Source organism: Okeania sp. KiyG1 (genome assembly GCF_014132355.1).
Lineage (GTDB): Bacteria > Cyanobacteriota > Cyanobacteriia > Cyanobacteriales > Microcoleaceae > Okeania.
The window spans coordinates 1-22458 of the sequence record NZ_BLZO01000161.1 but is presented as its reverse complement, the minus strand read 5'-3'; the positions used below and the strand labels follow the sequence as shown (position 1 = coordinate 22458).

18 protein-coding genes, 1 tRNA gene, 2 pseudogenes and 1 CRISPR repeat array are annotated in these 22458 nt (G+C 37.4%); of the genes and pseudogenes, 11 read left to right on the top strand and 10 right to left on the bottom strand.

Annotation, left to right across the window (positions count from 1 at the left end; all coding sequences use genetic code 11):
* On the bottom strand, nucleotides 1–2359 hold a 2359-nt coding region (locus tag SAGCYANO_RS36520), incomplete at its 3' end, for a tetratricopeptide repeat protein (protein WP_202224513.1).
* A 234-nt stretch (nucleotides 2360–2593) separates the two neighbouring features.
* Here SAGCYANO_RS36520 and SAGCYANO_RS36515 point away from each other — a divergent pair.
* From SAGCYANO_RS36515 to SAGCYANO_RS36500, 4 genes are all read left to right on the top strand, one after another.
* Nucleotides 2594–2809, top strand: a complete 216-nt coding sequence (locus SAGCYANO_RS36515; RefSeq protein ID WP_202224512.1) for a hypothetical protein — start codon at nucleotides 2594–2596, stop codon at nucleotides 2807–2809.
* Nucleotides 2810–2868: 59 nt separating this feature from the next.
* Nucleotides 2869–3153 (top strand): hypothetical protein, encoded by a 285-nt coding sequence (locus SAGCYANO_RS36510; RefSeq protein WP_202224511.1) that lies wholly within the window; start codon nucleotides 2869–2871, stop codon nucleotides 3151–3153.
* Nucleotides 3154–3157: 4 nt separating this feature from the next.
* Entirely contained in the window at nucleotides 3158–3433 is a 276-nt protein-coding gene (locus SAGCYANO_RS36505; protein WP_202224510.1) for a hypothetical protein, read from the top strand.
* 107 nt (nucleotides 3434–3540) lie between these two features.
* Entirely contained in the window at nucleotides 3541–3723 is a 183-nt protein-coding gene (locus SAGCYANO_RS36500; protein ID WP_202224509.1) for a hypothetical protein, read from the top strand.
* Between the two features lie 749 nt (nucleotides 3724–4472).
* Here SAGCYANO_RS36500 and SAGCYANO_RS36495 read toward each other — a convergent pair.
* The 4 genes from SAGCYANO_RS36495 to SAGCYANO_RS36480 all read right to left on the bottom strand — a co-directional run bounded on the left by SAGCYANO_RS36495 (nucleotide 4473) and on the right by SAGCYANO_RS36480 (nucleotide 6689).
* Nucleotides 4473–4724 carry a UPF0175 family protein gene (locus SAGCYANO_RS36495; RefSeq protein WP_202224508.1) on the bottom strand — a complete coding sequence of 84 codons (252 nt, stop codon included), beginning with the start codon at nucleotides 4722–4724 and terminating at the stop codon, nucleotides 4473–4475.
* Between the two features lie 73 nt (nucleotides 4725–4797).
* On the bottom strand, nucleotides 4798–5403 hold the full coding sequence (locus tag SAGCYANO_RS36490; RefSeq protein WP_202224507.1) for a hypothetical protein: 606 nt from the start codon (nucleotides 5401–5403) through the stop codon (nucleotides 4798–4800).
* Nucleotides 5404–5491: 88 nt separating this feature from the next.
* A tRNA-Ser gene (locus SAGCYANO_RS36485) sits at nucleotides 5492–5576 on the bottom strand.
* Between the two features lie 180 nt (nucleotides 5577–5756).
* Entirely contained in the window at nucleotides 5757–6689 is a 933-nt protein-coding gene (locus SAGCYANO_RS36480; RefSeq protein WP_202224506.1) for a TIGR04168 family protein, read from the bottom strand.
* A 563-nt stretch (nucleotides 6690–7252) separates the two neighbouring features.
* On the opposite strand from SAGCYANO_RS36480, the gene SAGCYANO_RS36475 reads away from it, so the two are divergent.
* The 5 genes from SAGCYANO_RS36475 (at nucleotide 7253) to SAGCYANO_RS36455 (ending at nucleotide 11689) form a co-directional block, all read left to right on the top strand.
* Nucleotides 7253–7867, top strand: a complete 615-nt coding sequence (locus SAGCYANO_RS36475) for a TIGR04282 family arsenosugar biosynthesis glycosyltransferase (protein ID WP_202224505.1) — start codon at nucleotides 7253–7255, stop codon at nucleotides 7865–7867.
* 592 nt (nucleotides 7868–8459) lie between these two features.
* Nucleotides 8460–9146, top strand: coding sequence for a TIGR04283 family arsenosugar biosynthesis glycosyltransferase (locus tag SAGCYANO_RS36470; RefSeq protein WP_202224504.1), 687 nt, complete (start codon nucleotides 8460–8462; stop codon nucleotides 9144–9146).
* Nucleotides 9147–9707: 561 nt separating this feature from the next.
* Nucleotides 9708–10193: a photosystem I reaction center protein subunit XI gene (locus tag SAGCYANO_RS36465; protein WP_202224503.1), complete on the top strand. Its 486-nt coding sequence runs from the start codon at nucleotides 9708–9710 to the stop codon at nucleotides 10191–10193.
* A gap of 161 nt (nucleotides 10194–10354) precedes the next feature.
* Nucleotides 10355–10471, top strand: coding sequence for a photosystem I reaction center subunit VIII (locus SAGCYANO_RS36460; RefSeq protein WP_202224502.1), 117 nt, complete (start codon nucleotides 10355–10357; stop codon nucleotides 10469–10471).
* Nucleotides 10472–10945: 474 nt separating this feature from the next.
* Nucleotides 10946–11689 (top strand): 2-phosphosulfolactate phosphatase family protein, encoded by a 744-nt coding sequence (locus SAGCYANO_RS36455; RefSeq protein WP_202224501.1) that lies wholly within the window; start codon nucleotides 10946–10948, stop codon nucleotides 11687–11689.
* A 528-nt stretch (nucleotides 11690–12217) separates the two neighbouring features.
* On the opposite strand, the gene SAGCYANO_RS36450 is transcribed toward SAGCYANO_RS36455, so the two are convergent.
* The 5 genes and pseudogenes from SAGCYANO_RS36450 to SAGCYANO_RS36415 form a co-directional block, all read right to left on the bottom strand.
* Nucleotides 12218–13393, bottom strand: a complete 1176-nt coding sequence (locus SAGCYANO_RS36450; RefSeq protein WP_202224500.1) for a U32 family peptidase — start codon at nucleotides 13391–13393, stop codon at nucleotides 12218–12220.
* 703 nt (nucleotides 13394–14096) lie between these two features.
* Entirely contained in the window at nucleotides 14097–15998 is a 1902-nt protein-coding gene (locus SAGCYANO_RS46465) for a tetratricopeptide repeat protein (protein ID WP_237397029.1), read from the bottom strand.
* A 97-nt stretch (nucleotides 15999–16095) separates the two neighbouring features.
* Nucleotides 16096–16565: a CRISPR direct-repeat array (repeat unit 26 nt; unit sequence TCCTCCACAGATACATCTGGAGATTT).
* Between the two features lie 726 nt (nucleotides 16566–17291).
* A pseudogene (locus SAGCYANO_RS50990) lies at nucleotides 17292–17708 on the bottom strand (tetratricopeptide repeat protein); the annotation flags it as partial.
* Between the two features lie 498 nt (nucleotides 17709–18206).
* Nucleotides 18207–18860, bottom strand: a complete 654-nt coding sequence (locus SAGCYANO_RS36420; protein WP_202224499.1) for a cytochrome b N-terminal domain-containing protein — start codon at nucleotides 18858–18860, stop codon at nucleotides 18207–18209.
* A 900-nt stretch (nucleotides 18861–19760) separates the two neighbouring features.
* Complete coding sequence (locus SAGCYANO_RS36415; protein WP_202224498.1) at nucleotides 19761–20699, bottom strand: bestrophin family protein; 939 nt, start codon at nucleotides 20697–20699, stop codon at nucleotides 19761–19763.
* A 1111-nt stretch (nucleotides 20700–21810) separates the two neighbouring features.
* Between SAGCYANO_RS36415 and SAGCYANO_RS36410 the strand changes: the two genes are divergently transcribed.
* The gene (locus SAGCYANO_RS36410; protein ID WP_202224497.1) at nucleotides 21811–22272 is read left to right on the top strand and encodes a protein kinase; all 462 of its coding nucleotides are present in this window, start codon (nucleotides 21811–21813) and stop codon (nucleotides 22270–22272) included.
* Nucleotides 22242–22458: pseudogene (locus tag SAGCYANO_RS36405) on the top strand (serine/threonine-protein kinase PknK); the annotation flags it as partial. The gene SAGCYANO_RS36410 and the pseudogene SAGCYANO_RS36405, both read left to right, overlap by 31 nt.

Genomic DNA, 22458 nt, shown 5'->3' with positions numbered 1-22458 from the left:
CGGGTAGGGAAATTTTGTCTATTTTTATAGCTTCTAAGTACAAAGGTTCAGCTTCTGAATATCTCCCTTGATCTTCATATAAACTTGCCAAGTTGTTGAGGTGGGTGGCAAGGGATGGATGATTTGATGGTAGGGCTTTTTTGTCTATTTTTATAGCTTCTAAGTATAAAGGTTCAGCTTCGGAATATCTTCCTTGAAAATAATATAAATTTGCCAAGTTGTTGAGGTGGGTGGCAAGGGATGGATGATTTGATGGTAGGGAAATTTTGTCTATTTCTATAGCTTCTAAGTATAAAGGTTCAGCTTCTGAATATCTCCCTTGATCTTCATATAAACTTGCCAAGTTGTGGAGGTGGGTGGCAAGGGATGGATGATTTGATGGTAGAGCTATTTTGACTATTTCTATAGCTTGTTGGAACAAAGGTTCAGCTTCGGAATATCTTCCTTGAAAATAATATAAATTTGCCAAGTTGTTGAGGTCTCTGGCAAGAGATGGATGATTTTCGGGTAGGGAAATTTTGTCTATTTCTATAGCTTGTTGGTACAAAGGTTCAGCTTCTGAATATCTTCCTTGAGATTCATATAAACCTGCCAAATTGTTATAGACAGTCGCAATATCAGGATTATTTTTATCTAGCCGTTTTTCTACTATTTCTCTACATCTCTCTAACCAAGGTTGTGCTTGTGGATAAAATCCTTGACCTTCATAAAATCTACCTAACCTAATAAAAGGAACAATTAAATTACCATCACTCAAATACTCAGTCAAATGTTCTGCCACTTCCTCAATATGGGGAATATTTACCTCAATTTCCTCAACTTGCTCCAGTGTAATATTCTGGGGAATTTTCCTTGTCGCCTCCAAAGCCGTCACAACAAAACCACGCTTCAACTCATCCGCCTCTGAATATTCTCTCAATCTCATCTGCAAAAATTCCCGCACCAAAGGATGCAAACTATAAACCCCAGACTCAACACCCTTCAACAAATGCAGATTTTCCAAATCCCCAATAGCAATTTCCCAAACCTCCAACTCCTCATCATCCTCTATCCCATCCAACGACAAACGAAAAGGAGCCAAAGCATACAACCCCAACCTCAAACCTATTACTTGAGTATTCTCATCCAACCTATCCCAACTCAAAGCGATCGCCTCTGCCACACCATGAGGATAATTAATCAACTCATTAGCCTCCATCGCTTTATGTTCCAGACTCTTTCTCTGTAAACGCTGGAGCATTTTTGTCAAAGCCAAATTATCCCTATTCAAAGACTCCCAATACTCATCCAAATACCGCCCCACCAATTCGATCGCCAGAGGCAAATAACCCAACCATTTCACCAACTCCCTTGCCTTCCAAGGTTCCTGCAAAACCCTTTCTCTACCCAATATAAATTTTAACAACTCCATGGCCGCCAAAGGTTTCAACACATCCAGACGCAACTCCCGAAATGCCGAACCAAAATGTTTACGAGTCGTCAGCAGTACCCGAAACCGAGACAAGTCAGGAGGCAAAAAAGGCTTTACCTGAGATTTGTAGTCAGTCACATCATTATAAATAAGTAACGCCTCCCCCTCAGACCAATTTTGCCAACAGTAGCGCAACCTTCCCTCTAAATCTAAATCTTCCTCCTTCGGTAGAGTAAGTCCGAGATTATTCCGAGCAAACCTGAGTATCTGAATACCGACATTCTCCGCAGGTACTTCCAACCAACAGATACCACCAGGGTAAGCAGACTTATGAGCAAGAGCGTATCGACGGGAAAGTTCCGTTTTACCCACACCCCCCATTCCCGAAACAGAAGCAACAGCAACCTTTTGATGACTTTTTAGCAATTTGTGGAGTTCGGCAAGTTCATTTTCCCTACCCACAAAAACCTTATTTTTTAAATATTCCTCCCCAGGAATATAGTATTTTTTAGTTTGAAAGATAGCATCAGACTTAGTTAGTTTCTCATCCCCAGAATTTGACTTACGTTTCTCCCACTCTCGGTCTAAAATTTCTAAATTTCTTTGCTTATCTGTACTCCACAACTTCAGCACAAACTTCCATTCTGATGCACCCTGAGTTTTTTCCCGTTTATCATCCAAAATCTGTAAAAATTCTTCCAGTTGTTTGAGCACTTCTCTAATTTCTTCTTTAGTCAACTTTTGACTATTATTTTTGTATTTTTCGGTCAGACTTTCCAAATATTTCAGTTCAGTTTTGACAAATAGATCGGCATCTTTACCCTGCCAGTTTGCTTCTATTTCGACACCAGATAAATCTGTTAATTCCTGATTAACAAAAGCTAATAAAGCCTCCAATAAAAACTTAGCCCTTTCTTTAGTTTTTGGTCCTTTAGATTTTCTCGGCATATCCACAACTTCCTTAAGAAAGAAACTTAGGGGAATCCCCAAACTTTTTATTCCCCGAAGTTAGGTTTTGTCAATTATAGCAATACTTTCAGGAATTTCTCAAAACCCTTGCTTCGGGGTATATCCCCTAAGTTTCAATTGACTTATTAAATTCATACAGACAAAAAGTCATATAGCAATTCTTTAAATCTGTGAGGTACAGATATTCGATTATTCGATCCCCCCTAACCCCCCTTGAAAAGGGGGGGACTTCAAAACTCTTCTGGAAAAAGGAGAACTTCAAAACTCTTCTGGAAAAGGGGAACTTCAAAACTCTTCTGGAAAAGGGGAACTTCAAAACTCTTCTGGAAAAGGGGAACTTCAAAACTCTTCTGGAAAAAAGGAGAACTTCAAAACTCTTCTGAAAAAAAGGGGGAAACTTCAAAGTCCCCCTTTCTAAGGGGGATTTAGGGGGATCATAGGTGTACCTCATCCAACAGAGAAATGCTCTACTTTTTTACGAGGTCAAAATGTCTCAACAAATCATGGCAAAAGAAGATTTAATTGCTCAAATTATGGAAGCTGAATATCTCAATCCCAAAGCATTAGTTGTTTTTGGTATAACCAACGAAAAAGCTGCCAAAATGGTAGGCGTATCTCTACGTCATTTTTATCGCTATGAACATACACAGCCACCCGAACCAATCAGAAAATTAGGAGCAATATTAGCCCGTCAATTAATTAGTGAAGGACAAGAAATTCAGCCAGATTTAGTTTACATAATTGTAAGACATTTAGAATCAGAGCAAGACTGACATATTGGCATTTCCAAGGCGAGTTATTTACTCTAATATTAAGAACATGAGGCAAAGAAGAAAACCTCTAATTTCAGTCAAAAACACTTGGGGTATTATGCCACCAGAATTTAATTTTGACCGCGAAATTTTCTATCATCCAAGTCATATTCACCACAATAATTTTCACCATTATAGTCTTTTCCAGCAAAAGTCTTGTGGTGTTGATGAAACAAACAGTGATAATGACGACTTAATGCCAGAGGTAGATAACTTTTTGGAGATTAATTTTAACAGATAAAAAATCCATAAAATCCATTGCCTCTTAACCTAATTAATACCAGTCTCATCTCATAAATTGAGGCAGGTATCCTGAAAAAAATATCGTTCAATTTGAGGAATAATCTAATGAATGTACTTACTTCTTTATTTAATTGGGCAGCTAGTTCGGTAGTAGGAGCTGTAGTTACAGAAGTTGGCGGCGAAGAAGCTGGTTATATAGCCAGGAAATTGACTGGTGCAGCTCTCAATGCAGCAGAAAATGCTGATGGTAGTGACGACAGCGATGTAGATTTCGATTTTGATGGCTAAACCCAGGTTTAAATGAGTAGTTTAGGGGCAGGAAAATCTGATATTAATTCAGATAAATTATTAACCTGCTCCATTACTTTTGATGTTGCGTTCTTGACAGCAGACTAGAAGTCTATAGCCCAATAAATTATTGAGTCCAGTAGATTCAAGTAGTCAAGTAGGGTGTGTTAGCGACAGCGTAACGCACCATGAATAGATGAAATAGGCGGTGCATTACATTTTATTAACGTACCATAAATAGAATAGGCGGTGCGTTACATTTCATTAACGCACCCTACTGGACTTAACAGCAGACTAGAAGTCTATAGCCCAATAAATTATTGAGTCCAGTAGAGTCAAGTAGGGTGTGTTAGCGACAGCGTAACGCACCATGAATAGATGAAATAGGCGGTGCATTACATTTTATTAACGCACCATAAATAGAATAGGCGGTGCGTTACATTTCATTAACGCACCCTACTGGACTTAACAGCAGACTAGAAGTCTATAGCCCAATAAATTATTGAGTCCAGTAGAGTCAAGTAGGGTGTGTTAGCGACAGCGTAACGCACCATGAATAGATGAAATAGGCGGTGCATTACATTCTATTAACGCACCATAAATAGAATATGCGGTGCGTTACATTTCATTAACGCACCCTACTGGACTGCTTGGGGAACAATAATTGTTGAATCAAAAATTTGTTGTAACAATTTCAGCCAATTACTTTTGGTTAAAAAATTAATGGGGAAGTATTAATAACAGGAAAATTAGCCACGATTTAATTCTGCTTGTAAATCATTAAAATCAACATTAAAAACATCTACTTGTTCGCGGGCAAGTGCTTGCAGAAAATCTCGGCAATTAATTCCAGCAATTTGGGCTGCTTTTTCTTGAGAAATTTCTCCTTTTTGATACCAGTAAATAGCAGCAGCTAGTCGTAAATCTTCAACAAATTCTTTTGGTGGTAGGCGACGGGAAGAAAATATTTCATCGGGTAGGTTTATTGTGATGTTAGGCATTGTTTTTTTATGTTAATTAAAATGTGATTCTTGGGAAAATGCAAAAATCAAAAATATTCTCTGTTCCTTCCTTTTAAGATAATGCTTGGACTAAAATTCCCATTAAAGGTTCAATATCTTCAGGAACACGATAACTTTCTAAACCTTGTTCAACTTGTTTTCGATCGCGATTTAAGCGGGCAAACTCCCAAATTTTTCCTGTTGTTACAGCACCAATTAGATAGTTTTGTTCCTTGTTTTCTTGCCATTGCTCTAAAGCAATTAATTCAGCAATAAGCTGAGTCATTCCATAATCTAAATTCTCTTTTTTCGCTTCAATGACCAATAAATCATTTGCCCTCTCTAAAAAGTAATCTAAATATCCTTGTAACTGTTCATTAACTTTAATATAATATTCAATAAAAATTTCAGATTTAGTATAATAAACCAAATCGAAAATTAAAGGTGAAATCAAAATTTCTCTCCTAGCTGCTTCACTAGATAAAGAAGCATAAGGTAAAATTTCCTCAATACGTTCTTTTAATTGCTTAACTCTATCTAAATCTCCCTGATATTGAGGTAAATTCAACTTTGTTCTGGCAAAGGAATAACCGAAATAATTCGCTAAATCTTTAGGTTCAATTTTGAGTTCAAAGATTTTACTGAAAGTATAAGATTGTTCCGAGTTAATAATTTTCACGATAGTTTAACTCTTACAGCAGTTTCCGATTAAATGTGTAGGAGCCGATCAAATATCCTTTCTTATCGCCTAAAGTTAGAAAAAAAAACGGAGAGGGTGGGATTCGAACCCACGGAGGTTTGACCCTCACTCGATTTCAAGTCGAGCGCATTCGACCACTCTGCCACCTCTCCATTAATAAGTCAAAAGTCAAAAGTTAAAAGTCAAAAGTTAAAGGTCAAAAGTCAAGAGTAGGGAGACTTTATAGCCCTAAACGCAAATTAGAAGTCAGAAGTAATCTCTGACTGGGTTTGAGCATTTAGGAATGTCCTAAACTTTGCTTCGACTGCTATAACTATTTTGACATTTATTTATTATAGCACTTGTACAGACTCAACAACAGATTTTGATGGGGAATATAAAATTTCTTCAGAAACTACTGTAAAATCATGGCCAACCCAAACCAAAGCAGCTTGAGATATCATACCTGCCTTCATAGATACAATTGAGAAATTCCGTTTTTTATGGCCATCAATTTCCATGATGCGTGGCACACTTGCTGCATTCAAATATAATGTCCCTTCGCTGTCTACATCAAAACGCTTACGCAACCTTTCCTGAGTATGTCGTAATCTATGGTGCATATGACCAAAAGTCACTAAGGGAATCTTCTTGCCCAATTGCCGAGATTTGACAATGGCATCCCTAAAATCAGGGTCGCCGAAATCTCCTCCTCTCGGTGGCCAGTCACGTCCCACTGGGTCTTCGGGGGCATCTCCTAAACCAGTAGGCCCATTATGACCAAGAAAAATTATATTTTGGCATACTGCATTCTCCACAGCCTTCACTATTAAATTAGTAGATTCCTCAAAACTATTGACCCCAAATCTTTCCCGATAAAAATCTTGATATTTCCATTCTGGACCTCCCCAACTGAAAGGACGAGTGCCAATAACTGTCAAGTCTAACTCTGGAAAATCTCGCTTTCCATAACCTACATGAGCTTCTCCAAATAAATCTATTTGTTGCTGCACTCTATCTTCTTGAGTTTGGTCATAAGGGCATTTTTTTCTGCCCCATTCTGTTGCGGTATACCAAGCATCGTGATTACCAAAAACTGCTGCTTTAGGAATATCAATAGCAGCGATCGCTTCTACAACCTCTACTGCTTCATTACCAAAATCTCCCACAAATAGTACTAAGTCAACCCCTAGATATTTGAGGGCTATTTCATCTTCTGGTTCCCATTGATCGTGAACATCTCCAACAATGGCAATTTTGCTCAATTTTTCTAGATTATCTGTCATTTTTGTTTTGTTTTGCCAATATTATTTTCTCTGAATTACCGAGTAATGAATAATGAATAATGAATAATGAATAATTAAGAGCTGATAGTTAATAATTATTCATTCAACAATTCACGCCTTGAAGGCTTCCTTTTAAGGGGATAAAATAAAAAAAAATCCTTTTAGTCAATCCTATCCATTTTAAGAAGAGGTAATTATTAATTGTTAATTGCTGAATAGAAATATTTGGAATACTTTAAATATTAGCTGCTATTTGCTAAATCTAATCTATCTAATCGTTTTTTTTACCGATTTTTTTTTGTCAATAGCCTCTCCTTTTAAGGGTATAAAAAGCGGTCTACCATATCGAATTGACCAAGAGAAAAGGGAATATTTCTTATGTCAAGCATAAGGCTTTTCTAGGTCATGCTGCGCAAACAGCTAGAGGTACTGATAACTGATAACTGATAACTGAAATGACATAGTGAATAACTATACTAAAGTTTTGTTTACTTATTTGTTGTAGAATTGAACTCAAATTTATTCTCAAAAATAGATTTAAATCTAGCTTATATTGTATCACTATGGAACATCAACAACTAATTATTTTTACTCGCTATCCAGAACCAGGAAAAACCAAAACACGATTAATACCTGCTTTGGGACCTGAAGGTGCAGCAAATTTGCAATGTCAGATGACTGAAACAACTGTAAAAAAAGCTAATAAGTTATTGAATTTAATTTCATTATCTGTTGAAGTTAGATTTGTAGGTGGCGATTTACAATTAATGAAAAATTGGTTAGGGTCAGATTTAAAATATCAAGAACAAGGTATGGGGGATTTAGGGGAACGTATGGCAAGAGCGTTTCAATCTGCTTTTAATCAAGGGATGAAATCTGCTATTATTATTGGTATAGATTGCCCTAGTTTGACTCCTGAAATTATTTTACAAGCTTTTACTAAACTGACTCAATCTGATGTAATAATTGGTCCCGCAACAGATGGAGGTTATTATTTAATTGGTCTGAGAAAAATTACTCCAGAATTATTTCAAGGAATTAATTGGGGAACGTCTGAAGTATTGTCAAAAACTGTAGCGATCGCTCAAAATTTGAAGTTAGTAATTGACTATTTACCTAAGCTTTCTGATGTTGACCGTCCAGAAGATTTAGAAAATTTACAGTTTAAAATTAACTAATACACATTTAATTATCATTAAATTTTAAATTTAATTCGCTTAAATAGTGATAAAAAGGCGTTGCTGAATTGAAGTATGAATGTGCGATTGTTTGGTTCTGCTCAAGCCCCCGCTGGTCCCCCATTCAACAAAAAGCGCAGCATCCTCTGGCTTCCCCCGATCCTGCGGGGGACGGGAGGGAGATTAAGGGGGACTTTTAGAGTTTTATTCCCCCCAAAATTGGGGGGTTAGGGTAGCTCTGCATCATACCCAAAATCAGCAACGCCGATGAAAAAAAATAAACTTCAGTATTTTACTACCCCTGCTTTCCTAAGTCATGCTGGGCAAAAAGCGGTCGGTACTGATAACTGATAACTGATAACTGATAACTGCTCAAGCCCCCTAAATCCCCCAAAAATGGGGGACTTTTAGAGTTTTATTCCCCCCAAAATTGGGGGGTTAGGGGGGCTTGCATCATACCCAGAATCAGCAACGCCGATGAAGCCGATGAAAAAAAATAAACTTCAGTATTTTATTACCCCTGCTTTCCTAAGTCATGCTGCGCAAATAGCAGTCGGTACTAATAACTGATAACTGATAACTGATAACTGAAATGACCAATATTTCGATTATTATTCCTGTTTTAAATGAAGTTAATACGATTACACAAACAATTTCAACAGCTCAAACGGCAAAAGATAAAAATATAGAAATAATAGTTGTTGATGGTGGTAGTAATGATGGAACAATTGAGCTGATTAAATGTTTAAATATCCAAATTATTTCTTCTGTTCCTGGTCGTGCTACTCAGATGAATTGTGGAGCAAAAATAGCAAGGGGAAAAATTCTTTTATTTTTACATGGAGATACTCTTTTACCTTCAAATTTTGACCGAATGTTGGAAGAGATATTGGTCAAACCAAAAATTATTGCAGGTGCTTTTGAACTAAGTATTAGAGGAACAACAAAAGGTTTACGAATAGTTGAAAGAATGGTAAATTGGCGGTCGCGTTATTTGCAAATGCCTTATGGAGACCAAGGAATTTTTCTCCCTGCCAAAATTTTTCAAGAAATTGGTGGTTTCCCAGAAATACCAATTATGGAAGATTTTGAATTGATACGACAGTTAAAAAAAAGAGGACAAATAGCAATTGTACCAGCTCCAGTATTCACCTCTGGCCGTCGGTGGCAAAAATTAGGAATACTCAAAACTACTTTAATTAATCAAATAGTTATTATTGCTTATCTACTTGGGGTCTCTCCAAAAAGACTAGCGCTATTGTATCGTAGCCATATTTAGGGTTTGCTTATGGAAGTCTTTTGGTAAGGGGAGGAGACAACCCACCCATAACCCCTCCCTGGAGGGGAAAACCCACCCCTAACCCCTCCCTGGAGGGGAAAACCCACCCTAGCCCCTCCCTGGAGGGGAAAACAGGAGTTAGAGGAGGTAGGAGTAAGAATTGTCAGAATGATTTTTCGGCCCAACTATTGACCAAAATCCTAAATTTTTGAACCATTACCACCTAATACCTCCCACTTTTTGATACTTAAAAAGGCACTTACCTTTATCTATACAGGACTTACGCAAATTCTTAGACAATACGGTATCAGTAGGGGGCGAATGCCATTCGCCCCTACTAGATATCGCGGTTCTGCGTAAGTCCTGCTATAAATACTTTTAGGTTTAATCAGCAAGCCATATTTAATAAATAAAAATCAAAAAATATTAAAAATAACTAGATTAGATTAATTTTTTAAAGTTGAAAACCAATTTTGAGAATAGAATGCACCGACCTCGTAAAATATGAGCTTAATATCTTCTAAAGATTTTTGAACTCCTACTCAGAGGAAAGAATTAAGTATGCCAGAAGCTACAGATACAGGATTTGTTCAACCCTATAACGGAGACCCTTTCGTTGGTCATTTATCTACTCCCATCAGTGATTCTGACTTTACCAGAGCATTTATCGGTAATCTACCTATCTACCGTCAAGGTCTATCTCCAATTCTACGGGGCCTAGAAGTAGGTATGGCCCACGGTTATTTTATCGTTGGTCCTTGGACAAAACTCGGTCCATTACGGGATTCTGCAGTTGCTAACTTAGGTGGACTAATTTCCGCGATCGCTCTAGTTCTAATTGCCACCATTTGTCTATCTGCTTATGGCCTAGTTTCCTTTCAAGGAGAAAGTCCTGAAGGAGCAGACCCATTAAAGACTTCTGAAGGTTGGAGTCAATTTACTGGTGGTTTCTTCATTGGTGCAATGGGTGGTGCCGTTGTGGCATTTTTCCTACTAGAAAACTTTGAAGTTGTAGACTCTATTTTCCGTGGTTTAGTTAATAACTAAATACCTCTTAAATAATTGAAGATGTAAATCTGATTTTTACATTTACGTCTGGCTTTAATGGGTGAAATAATTACAGTCAAATTTTGCCAAAAACAAGTAAAATTTTGATTAAATCAAATAATCACCTACTTTGAAATAGTGTAATTTAAGGAGAATTTGAAATGACTGGTTCTTATGCAGCATCTTACTTACCTTGGATTTTAATTCCTGTAGTTACCTGGTTAATGCCAATTGTAGTTATGGGTTTATTGTTCATTTACATTGAGAGCGAAGCCTAGTTTTTTCTCGCTCTAGGTCAATAAATTAATTGAATAAAGTGGCGTGTGAACATCTACCTGATAATGCAGGGGGTAAAAACGCCACTTTTTTGATGTTATCAGGAAAGGCCATCCCCCCTACCCCCCTTTCAAAGCTATCGATTATAAGCAAAATTCTTTACATAAGTGGATAATGCCTATTATCAAAAGCTTACGAGCATTTTGTTGGTTTTACAAGCTTTGACAACTTGACTAACTTGTGTACTCCTAAAAGTTGTTTTTTGTTGTTGCGATCACAACGACACTAGGAGCTTTCAGACTCTAATACATCAAATGATATTTTTGTCAAGTTTTATATTAAGAAAGATGTTTATAAAGCATAGCTTTCAAAGGGGGGAGAAGAGAAGGGAATTGTTCCTCTTGCTCTCTCTTATTCCCTATTGCCTAGCACTACGCGCTATAAATAATTATAGTTAATATTTGAGGAATTTAATCGTGAAAATATTCATCTACCACACTCCCGAAGAAACCCCCACCGAAAATATGCCAGACTGCGCGATCGCGGTTGATGTCCTCAGAGCTACAACAACAATGGCCACAGCATTAAATGCAGGTGCAGAAGCAGTACAAGTATTTAGCGACGTTCAAGAATTAATGGCAGTCAGCGAAAAATGGCCTGCTGACAAACGCATTCGTGTAGGAGAAAGAGGAGGCAAAAAAGTAGAAGGTTGTGATGAAGGCAACTCACCCCTCAACTTTACTTCAGAAGCAGTCAAAGATAAACGCTTATTTATGACTACTACTAATGGCACTCGTTGTCTTCAGCGCATTCAAAATGCTAAAGTTGTCCTAGCAGCAGCACTTGTCAACCGTCGCTCCGTAGTTGAATATCTCAAAACCAACAAACCAGAAACTATTTGGATCTTGGGGTCTGGGTGGGAAGGTAGTTATTCATTGGAAGATACAGTCTGTGCAGGAGCGATCGCTCATACTCTAATTACAGAAACTAATTCTCTCCCAGATGAAACTGTAGGAAATGATGAAGTATTTGGCGCAATATCCCTCTATCTTCAGTGGGAGCAAAAATTATATGAACTATTAAATTCTGCCAGTCATGGCAAACGCCTCCAACGCTTAGAATGTTATGAAGACCTCAAATATTGCTCTCAAACTGACACCTTAGATATTTTGCCTATACAGAAAGAACCAGGAGTTTTAATTAGAGCTTCAAGAATTTAGAATTTAGAATTTAGAATTTAGAATTTAGAATTTAGAATTTAGAATTTAGAATTTAGAATTTAGAATTTAGAATTACCTCTCCTTGAAAATGGATAGGATTGGGTTAAAAGGAATTTTTTTCTTCTCTTGGTCGATTGGATATGGCGCAGGTTTCCTCGCCATCCCTCGACCGCTTTTTTCTCCATGAATGGAGAGGCTTTATACCTTAATTTTTCGGTAAATAATATCAAATTTGGTTATACAGTTCCATTATTGTTAGACCACTGTAGGGACTTTCTATGGAATGTCCCTATAATACTTGTAGTTGTTATTTTGTGTCCCGTATTTATAGAACCCATTTATAGCAACTGCCAGGTTTATGTTTGACAATTAGTGCGAGCATCTTGCTCGCGTCATAAATAATCATAATTACCCGATGCCCTAACTATATTGGCGACTGCTATAGTATCTTTGCAGGCGGTATGTGCTTTTGGCATCCGTAGTCAGTCCTCAGTCCCCACTCCCCTACTCCCCCACTCCCCCACTCCCCTACTCCCAATTTTTCCCCAACAATAACGAACCTGGCATAGCTTTTTTTATCCAGTCTGTAATGATAATTTGTTCGCGATCGCATGACTCAATTACCTCACCATTTAAGTTACGAAATACTATGTCTTCTGGAATCTCTATTTCTTCCCCAGTAGGTACAATTATTTTCTCCACTTGAGAAACAGCAAAAGAACGCAAAGAATGAAACACAACATAATTCCCACTCTCTCCTGCTAAAACCTCTGCTAAACCAACTTCTTGTCGATACTGAATTAACTTATGCTTAGACTTCATCCGAGAAAATATAGAAGTAGTACGGTTGGCATTAAAAAAAGGCGATCGCGTAGGTCTTGGCCAATTTTTGCGCAAAGAAATGGGGTCAGTTAAAATCTGACTACAAATTTGCTCAACATCTACTGCTACATCAGCACCTTTCCCCAAATGTCGCAAGTCCAAACAGACAGTATGCAAACCAACTTCCTGTAAGCGATCGAGTTTATCCAGAATAAACTGGTCTTTATCCAAAAACATAAACGTACCATGCACCGTTTCCAAAGTAGGGAAAGGTCGGTTATTGCTATCTTCCGATGACACTGTAGTTTGCAGACGTACTTTTTCCTTAGACTCAGAATTTAATAAATGTGGAGATAGTAGGGAACGTGGCGAATAAAACAACAAAATTTGCCCCACTCCCAAAACTTCGCAACCGATAGGAAGAGTTTGGCAATATTCAATAAGTTTTTGTTCTGGCAGTTCAATGGATAGTATTAAACGTTCCAAAGAATCAGAAAAAATATCGCACCAACCCCGTAACGCTTCTAAATTGTGATTACCTGTTTCCACAACAAATTGTAGCGCTATAGTTGGATAATGAATTTTCAGCCACCAGGCCGCACCTGGATCGCAAACCCGAATTGCCTCAAACTTGCTAAGATCCCACTGAGTTAGTTGCTCGCAAATTCCATTCATCACCTGTTCTGGCATCAGAATATCCCACACCAACACGGGGCGCAAACCAAACTCTACTGCTGTTGATGCTAACAACAGTAATTTTTCTTGTGAAAGTTGCCCTTGTTTGGCAAGTAATGTAGGTTCTAATAAAACCTCTTGTAATTTAGGAGCGTTAGCACACCGTTTTAAATCATTGAGAGATGAGACAAAAGTGTTAAATTGCATTTTGTTTTGGATAAAAATATTTAACTCATTAGACCTCTCCGGAAAAGAGGGAGTAGGGAGTAGTAGGGGGAAAGAATTGATTTTTTATGTGCGATAATTTATTTGATTTTTTATTATCGGAGATGTCTATTAGTATAAATATTTACTCCTAATATAGAATCCGATTATACAGTATATGTTTATAATTCTATCCACACTTTCTCGCCTTAAATCTCCCCATCCCCCATCTCCCCATCTCCCCATCTCATATAATAAGTATTCAACCGGATTTGATATAATAGGGCGTTGCTGAATTGAAGTATGAATGTGCGATTGTTTGGTTCTCGCCTTCGCCCCCGCGCATCCCCCATTCAACAAAAAGCGCAGCATCCTCTGGCTTCCCATCGTTCAAAAGCGAAGCATCTTCTGGCTTCCCCCATTCAACAAAAAGCGAAGCAACATCTAGCCTCCCCCTTTCCAAGGGGGACGGGAGGGGGATTACACAGGGGGACAGGAGGGGGATTAAGGGGGACTTTTAGAGTTTTATTCCCCCCAATTTTGGGGGGCTAGGGGGGCTTGCATCATACCCAGAATCAGCAACGCTCCTAATAGAGTATTATGTTATATCCGGATAATAGCATGACAAAAAACTTTCTCCTACTTAATACCCTGAAACTCCTTCTTCTTCCCTCCTGACTCCTGACTCCTGACTCCTCAATATTCTTTAATTCTTTAATTTTCTAATCATTTTCATCACTTCCTGATAATCCTCTTTTTTTCCTTGCTGTTGATAAAGTTCGGCTGCTTTGTTAAAGTCATCTATTGCCTCTTGATATTTTTTGGTAAAGTAAAGAAGAATACCACGATTATAATAAGTTTTAGCATCTTTTGGTTCAAGCTTAATTGCTTCTGTATAATCATCTATTGCCTGCTGATAATCCCCTATTTCATAATTAGAAATGCCTCGATTATTATAAGCATCTGCATAATTTTGATTAATCTTAATTGCCTCAGTAAAATCAGAAATCGCCCCATAAAAATCCTTCATTTCATAAAGACAAATACCTCGATTATTATAGGCATCAGCATCTTTGGGTTGAGATTTGATAACTGTCGTAAAATCTGCGATCGCCTCCTCATAATTTCCCATAACAGAGTGAAGACTTCCTCGGTTGTGACAAGCGTTAGGATTGCTAGGGTCCATGTTAATAGCAATAGTAAAATCAGCAAGTGCCTTCTGATAATCTTCTAAATGTGAATAAGCAACAGCTCTTTCATTATAACTGGAATAAGTTCGATCTGGATCGAGATTCAATGTGAGTGCTTCACTCAGATCGGCGATCGCCTCCCGATAATTTCCTATTTGAGACTGTGCTTTACCTCTGTTGTAGTAAATATCGGCTGGATTAAGTTGAAGTGCTTCAGTTAAATTAGCGATAGTTTCTTGAGGACCTTTTTCTTGAGGCAGAATTTGTGTTTGCTTGTAGCGAGCATCAATCTTTGGTGCCAGGGGCAAAACATCCTTCAAAACTGCTTCTGCAGGTGTTTCCATCTCATTATCTGATGTCTGTGATAAAGTCTCTTCTACCGATCCACCTCTCTGTAAATAACGATCTAACTTTCGTCCAAGGGAATTATAAATTTTAGCATATGTTGGTTCCAGTCTAATTGCTTCTGTATAATCATCTATTGCCTGCTGATAATCCCCTATTTCATAACTAGAAATGCCTCGATTAATATAAGCATCTGCATAATTCTGATTAATCTTAATTGCCTCAGTAAAATCAGAGACTGCCCCATGAACATCCTTCATTTCATAAAGACAAATACCTCGATTATTATAGGCATCAGCATCTTTTGGATGAGATTTTATCACTGTAGTCAGATCGGCGATCGCCTCCTCATAATTGCCCATGATAGAGTGAAGATTTCCTCGGTTGTGCCAAGCGTCAGGACCGCTATGACCCATGTTAATCGCAATAGTAAAATCAGCAAGTGCCTTCTGATAATCTTCTAAATGTGAATAAGCAATACCTCTTTCATTATAACTGGTATAAGTTTGATCTGGATTGAGATTCAATGTGAGTGCTTCACTCAGATCGGCGATCGCCTCCTGATAATTTCCTATTTGAGACTGTGCTTTACCTCTGTTGTAGTAAATATCGGCTGGATTAAGTCGAAGTGCTTCAGTTAAATTAGCGATAGTTTCTTGAGGATCTTGTTCTTGAGGCAGAACTTCTTTTTGCTTGTAGCGAGCATCACTATCTTTAAAATTAGAAACATCATTTTTTGGTGTCAGGGGTAAAACATCCTTCAAAATTGCTGGTGTTGACTGCTCCACTTCTGTTTCTGGTGTCTGTGGTTCCTCTACAGACACTGGTGTTGACTGCTCCACTTTTGTTTCTGATGTCTGTGGTTCCTCTACAGATACTGGTGTTGACTGCTCTACTTTTGTTTCTGGTGTCTGTGGTTCCTCTACAGATACTGGTGTTGACTGCTCTACTTTTGTTTCTGGTGTCTGTGGTTCCTCTACAGATACTGGTGTTGACTGCTCCACTTCTGTTTCTGATGTCTGTGGTAAAGTCTCCTCTACCGATCGATCTCTCCGTAAATAACGATTTAACAAATTATTCACAAGGGAGTTAGATGAATTATCGGAGATGTCTGATGTTTCTGGAGATTTTTCCTTTTCTATCTCTGTCTGTGGTCTTTCTGCTATAGTTTCCTCCACAGATACATCTGGAGATTTTTCCTTTTCTATCTCTGTCTGTGGTATTTTTGCTGTAGTCTCCTCCACAGATACATCTGGAGATTTATTGGTCTGAGTCCGTGGTATTTCTACTATAGTTTCCTCCACAGATACATCTGGAGATTTTTCCTTTTCTATATCTGTCCGTGGTATTTTTGCTGTAGTCTCCTCCACAGATACATCTGGAGATTTATTGGTCTGAGTCCGTGGTATTTCTACTATAGTTTCCTCCACAGATACATCTGGAGATTTTTCCTTTTCTATCTCTGTCCGTGGTATTTTTGCTGTAGTCTCCTCCACAGATACATCTGGAGATTTATTGGTCTGAGTCCGTGGTATTTCTACTATAGTTTCCTCCACAGATACATCTGGAGATTTTTCCTTTTCTATATCTGTCCGTGGTATTTTTGCTGTAGTCTCCTCCACAGATACATCTGGAGATTTATTGGTCTCCACATCATTTTTTTGTTTCTTTGTTGAAGTCTTATTTACCGTTCGACCTTTCTGCAAATAGCGATGTAACACGCTTTTCATAGGTGGTTTAGCTGAATTAGGAGATTTCTTAGTCTCCACTTCTGTTTCTGGTTTCTGTGGTAAAGTCTCCTCTACTACAACTGGTGGAGAAATCTCCTCCTCAATCTCAGTCTGTGGTGCTACTACTGTTGTTTCTTCTGTTACTGCTGTTGTTTCTTCTGCTACTGCTGTTGTTTCTTCTGTTACTGCTGTTGTTTCTTCTATTACTGCTGTTGTTTCTTCTGCTACTGCTGTTGTTTCTTCTGTTACTGCTGTTGTTTCTTCTGCTACTGCTGTTGTTTCTTCTGCTACTGCTGTTGTTTCTTCTGCTACTGCTGTTGTTTCTTCTGCTACTGCTGTTGTTTCTTCTGTTACTGCTGTTGTTTCTTCTGCTACTGCTGTTGTTTCTTCTGCTACTGCTGTTGTTTCTTCTGTTACTGCTGTTGTTTCTTCTGCTACTACTGTTGTTTCTTCTGTTACTGCTGTTGTTTCTTCTGTTACTGCTGTTGTTTCTTCTGTTACTGCTGTTGTTTCTTCTGCTACTGCTGTTGTTTCTTCTGCTACTGCTGCTGTTTCTTCTGCTACTACTGCGTTCTGACTCTCAAGCAGAGAAAACAGATACTCTAGTTTTTGATTAGCTTCATTATAATCAGGATTTATTTTTAGTGTTTCTGTGTATGAGGCAATAGCTTTTTCATAATCTGCCATTGCTTCATATACAAAACCTCTATTGTAATAACTATCAGCATCATTAGGATTAAGTCGGAGTGCTTCATCTAAGTCAGCGGTCGCTTCGGTATGATACCCCATTTGAGAAAGTGCTAAACCACGATTATTATAGAAATCACTATTACTGGGATTAATTCTAATCGCTTCGCTATAGTCAAAAATTGCACCTTGATAATCTTCTATTTGATGTTTAGCAATACCTCTATGGTAGTAAAGCTCTGCATTATTTGATTCAATCTCTATCACTGTCGTATAATCAGCGATCGCCCCATAATAATCTGCCCATTGGTAACGAGCAAGTGCCTGCTCATAAATAACTGCGATATCAATTTTATTCTTTTCCATCTTGTTTACTAATTTTTTCAATCAATTTTTTATCCTTTACCATATAGTAAATCATCTATGTTCAATATTTTTTATCAATGTCAAAAAAATTTATATATTGGCCAAACTTTTTCCCATTTTTTATAATACTTATACTATTAATCATAGTATGATAATATTTTTTTTGAATAAATAAAAATGAGGATCGTAGTAAATTATCTAAAACCAACGTCAGAAAAACAATTATATTAAGCTCTCTTTTATATCAAAGATTTTCATCTATAAGTTCTCACAATAGGACTAATTATACAGCAAATAAAGGTTTGTTTAGGAAAGAGATAGATGATAAATCTTAAAATGAAGAAAGTTTTGCCCACCATTACTTCTTGCTTGCTATATCAAAGCAACCAGCAATTCCTATTCCAACAGAAAAATCTCTCCAGAAATCAATCTGGAGAGATGAATAGAAATGATTGAATTACTCTTTTTTTTCCGGGAATAGTTTTGTGCTAATTTTATCTATGATGCTGAAGGATTAAAACCTTGTCCTGTTTCCTGCTGTTCATTATTATCTAATTGATTTTTGTTGTCTTGAACTAACTGCCAAATCAAACCACCTAAATGAGTAAATGCTAAAGCGATCGCTGGTATAGGTAAAAAATAACTATGTAAGCTGTACTGACGCAATACAGTCATAGTACTAATACCATTACCACCCGTTAAAATATATCGTAGTAAAGAACCAATTAAAGGAATAGTTTCCACAGTAGATAATTCTATAGAAAATCTCCAAAAACCTTCTTGAGACCAGTCAAGAATCATCGCTGTCCAACCCAAACCAATTGCCACTAAAACAAGGAAAATTCCACTCATCCAAGCAATCAACCAACCAGAGCGAAACTGCCGACTTAAAAACATAATTACTATTTGAATTAAGCCGAGTATAATGATACTGTTACCAGCATAATTGTGTAAATCTCGAATTATCCATCCGAAAGGAACTTCACTGGTAATCATTTCTAGAGATTTGTAAGCACCACCTGCGGTGGGTTGATAATTAAACGCTAGCAATGCTCCAGACAAGGCAGATATTAGAGTTAATGTCAAAATTGATACAGCTACAATTGTAGCTAATCTCCGTAAACTCAAGGTCAAATTAATATTGTTAATCATTTGATTTGATGAGTGAAAGTCATAAATTATTGCGGATATTAAAATTAAGCAGATATATAGCAGGGAACAGAGAACAGAGAACAGAGAACAGAGAACAGAGAACAGTAGCAAAAAATTTTCGGTTGTGCAGAGCGCGTAATGTGTGGGATAAGTAAGGTTTGCAAAAGTGCGAATCTAATCTAAAAGCACTGAGATATAAAGGTTTAGCGCATTTTTGTCGCGAAGGGGGTGCAAATATTTAAGCTTCTTGGACCAAAAAGTTAGGAAAAGATACAGGTAGAATTATTCCTCCTACTTTCGGACGTCTCCCCACCCTCCCCAAATTCCCCTCCCAGGAGGGGTTAGGGTGGGTCCACCCTCCCCACATTCCCCTCCCAGGAGGGGTTAGGGGTGGGTCCACCCTCCCCACACGAACCACACTTTCTTGACGCACAACCAAATTTTCTCTGTCTCAGGTTCATCATCAATCTCTGTCAAAAACCAACTCGTTCCCTGCTATAGCATTAAAGCCATCTCTGCAAAACAGAGATAGATACAATCCTCAGCCACTCTGGATTTAGAGCGCTATTAACTCTATCTATAACTGTATTTTGTAAATCTTAACATAACTTTTTCTTTTGTTGCAATTTAGGCAAAATTATGAAACATAATTAATAGCGATCGCTTTTACCACAAAACACAAATTAAATATGTATAATTTTGTACATAAAAAAAAGCTTTTCCTGACGGAATGCTCCGCTTTCCGCACAAAGCTTACCGCTGAACGCTTTTAAAAAAATGATGGGATTCTAAATTAAAAGGCGTCCGCTTCCAATGTCTAACACTACTGCAAGATGGCGGAAATAACTGGTTACAAAATCCTAAAACAATTACAAATCAAAAATGATTGACTTTTGAATTTTAACTTTTGACTTTTAACTTCCGCGTAGCTGCACTAGGCGCTAAAGTAATTAAATCTTCAATATTGCGGTGCATTGCAATACAAATAGCATCTAAAGGTAAATCATTAGGATCGTAACCGAAAGGATTTTCTATTTCTAGAGCAATTTCTTCAATTCCAAATACTGTAAAACTGATTAAGGCAACTACTACACCAGTCCAAAAATGAAACTCATTAACTATTTGAAAAGGTAATGACAAACAATAAATTAACAATAATTGCCTCAGATGAATTGAATATGCTAAAGGAATTGGTGTATTTAAAATTCCCTCACAACCAGTTAATGCTTCAACCATTCTATCCAACATTTTAAACATAGCAGTAAGTTGATAAGGATTAATACAACCACGTTCATATTGATACTGGAGATAATCACTAATCCAAAAAGCAATATGAATAGGAGGATGATTCATTGTTTTGAGCTTTTCATACCACTTTTTAGGCATATATCCCTCTAATTCTCTATTTACACTCTGACCACGCAAATATAATTTACCAGCGATAGCAAAGGCTACTAATAACCTGATTATTTCCTCTTTTACTTTTCTGTCTGCTGGTTCATTTTCTTCAACAGAAACCCAAATTTGTCGGGCAAAATTACGAACTGTATTCACTATTTTCCCCCACAATTGCCGACCTTGCCAGAATCTTTCATAAGCCGTATTTGTTCTAAAAACTAATAGTAAACCCAAGACTAAACTAGGAACAATACTACTTTTAGTCGGCAAAGTCACAGGAAAATTAAAATAGTCAAGTAAAGAAATTAAAAAGCCAAAAAATCCGCAAAATGTCACCCGCAAAATAATAGCTGGAATGACCGAATATCGCATTTTTAGAATAACCGTTAACCATTCTCGCTTTTCCCGATAGCGACCATCTATCACCCTGTTTGTAAACATATTAATTTCGCATAATTTAGACAGATTGAAATAATCTGTACATTCATAAGCATCCAAGTTAATCTTACTCTCGTTTTTCTATCAGATAAAGGTAGGCTTCAAAAATGATAACTCTTGGATTATATCGTGCCTAGTCAATTAGCCTTGAAGAAGTAGACATCTCCACCAAATGAGGGAGTAGGGAGTAGGGAGTAGGGAGTAGGGAGTAGGGGGAAAGATAGGAAAGTTGTGCCCTAGCAAAACGGCTGGAAGTCAGGAGTCAGGAGTCAGGAGGAGAAATAATTATAAAGATGAGCGTAGTTATGACGATTGAAGAATTATGTCCAATTAAACGGATTTGATATCACTATTAAAGATGCGGGTATATATGTTTTTTCAAAGTCTTAATATAGCAATATGATTTGAGTTGTGAGATATTGAAAACTTTTAGGGAACACCGGATCTGGGATCTGGGATCTGGGAACAGAGAAGAAGAAAAAAAAGTAACCGCTCAATAATCCGGGGTAAATCTGTAAATGGCAAGCCTCAAATGGCGTAAAATCATTCCTAAACTGATAGTCCGCCCCCATTTATTGAGCAGATACGAAAAAAACATATCATATGAATATAATAATTGCTATATTCTATACTTTTAAGGAATATCTCAATTCTCACAACTCATTCCTGATTGCTATATTTAACATAAAACGATATATTTACTGATGCATAAAATAGTATTTATGGTGTAATAGAGGCAAAATTTTACCGAATAATTAAGGTTTAAAGCCTCTCCTTTTAAGGAGAAACAAGCGGTCGAGGGATGGCGAGGAAACCTCGCCATATCCAATCGACCAAGAGAGAAAAAATTTTCCTTTGATTCAATCCTCTTCCTTTTAGGGAGAGGTAATTATCAATTATCCATTATCAATTATCAATTATTGAAGCATCTTTCATTACTGATTTCTTTCTCTATCTGAGATTTTTTCTTGACGATCGACAAGTTGATGAAATAAAATTAAAATAAACTTAACATTAGTACTTTTTAGGTACTAGACTACTAGACATAATTCACTCTTTTTTTCTCCCCTACCTTTCAATGTTCTTGCTGAACAATCTCCAAAAAATAAAAACTATGCTAACTCTCCCTGGCTATTCAAATTTACAAACCTTATACCAAGGCAACAATAACATATTATATAGGGCATTACGTCAGTCTGATTCTACCCGAGTTGTCCTCAAAACGCAAACTTCTGAATACCCAGCTCCAGAAGAAATTGCGCGTATTAGACATGAATACAATATCCTCAAAAACCTCAACTTTGAAGGAATTGTCAAATCCATAGACCTGATCCACCAAGAATATCGCCTCATCCTCGTCCTCGAATACTTCAACTCCCTATCTCTCAAACAATATATAACAGACTCATCGATCGCAATTTTCCAATTTCTCAATATAGCCATCCAACTTAGTGAAACCCTAGATAAAATACATCAACAACAAATCATCCACAAAGATATTAAACCCCACAACATCCTGATCCAAACCACCACACAAAAACAAAAATCATCGACTTCAGCATTGCCACCCGTCTAGAAACAGAAACTCAGAGCATCATCAACCCAAATTATATAGAAGGCACTCTAGCTTATATATCTCCAGAACAAACTGGACGCATGAACCGCTGCATAGACTATCGCAGTGACTTCTACTCCTTGGGTGTCACCTTCTATCAAATGCTCACTAAACAGCTTCCCTTCCATAGCAATGACCCAATGGAAA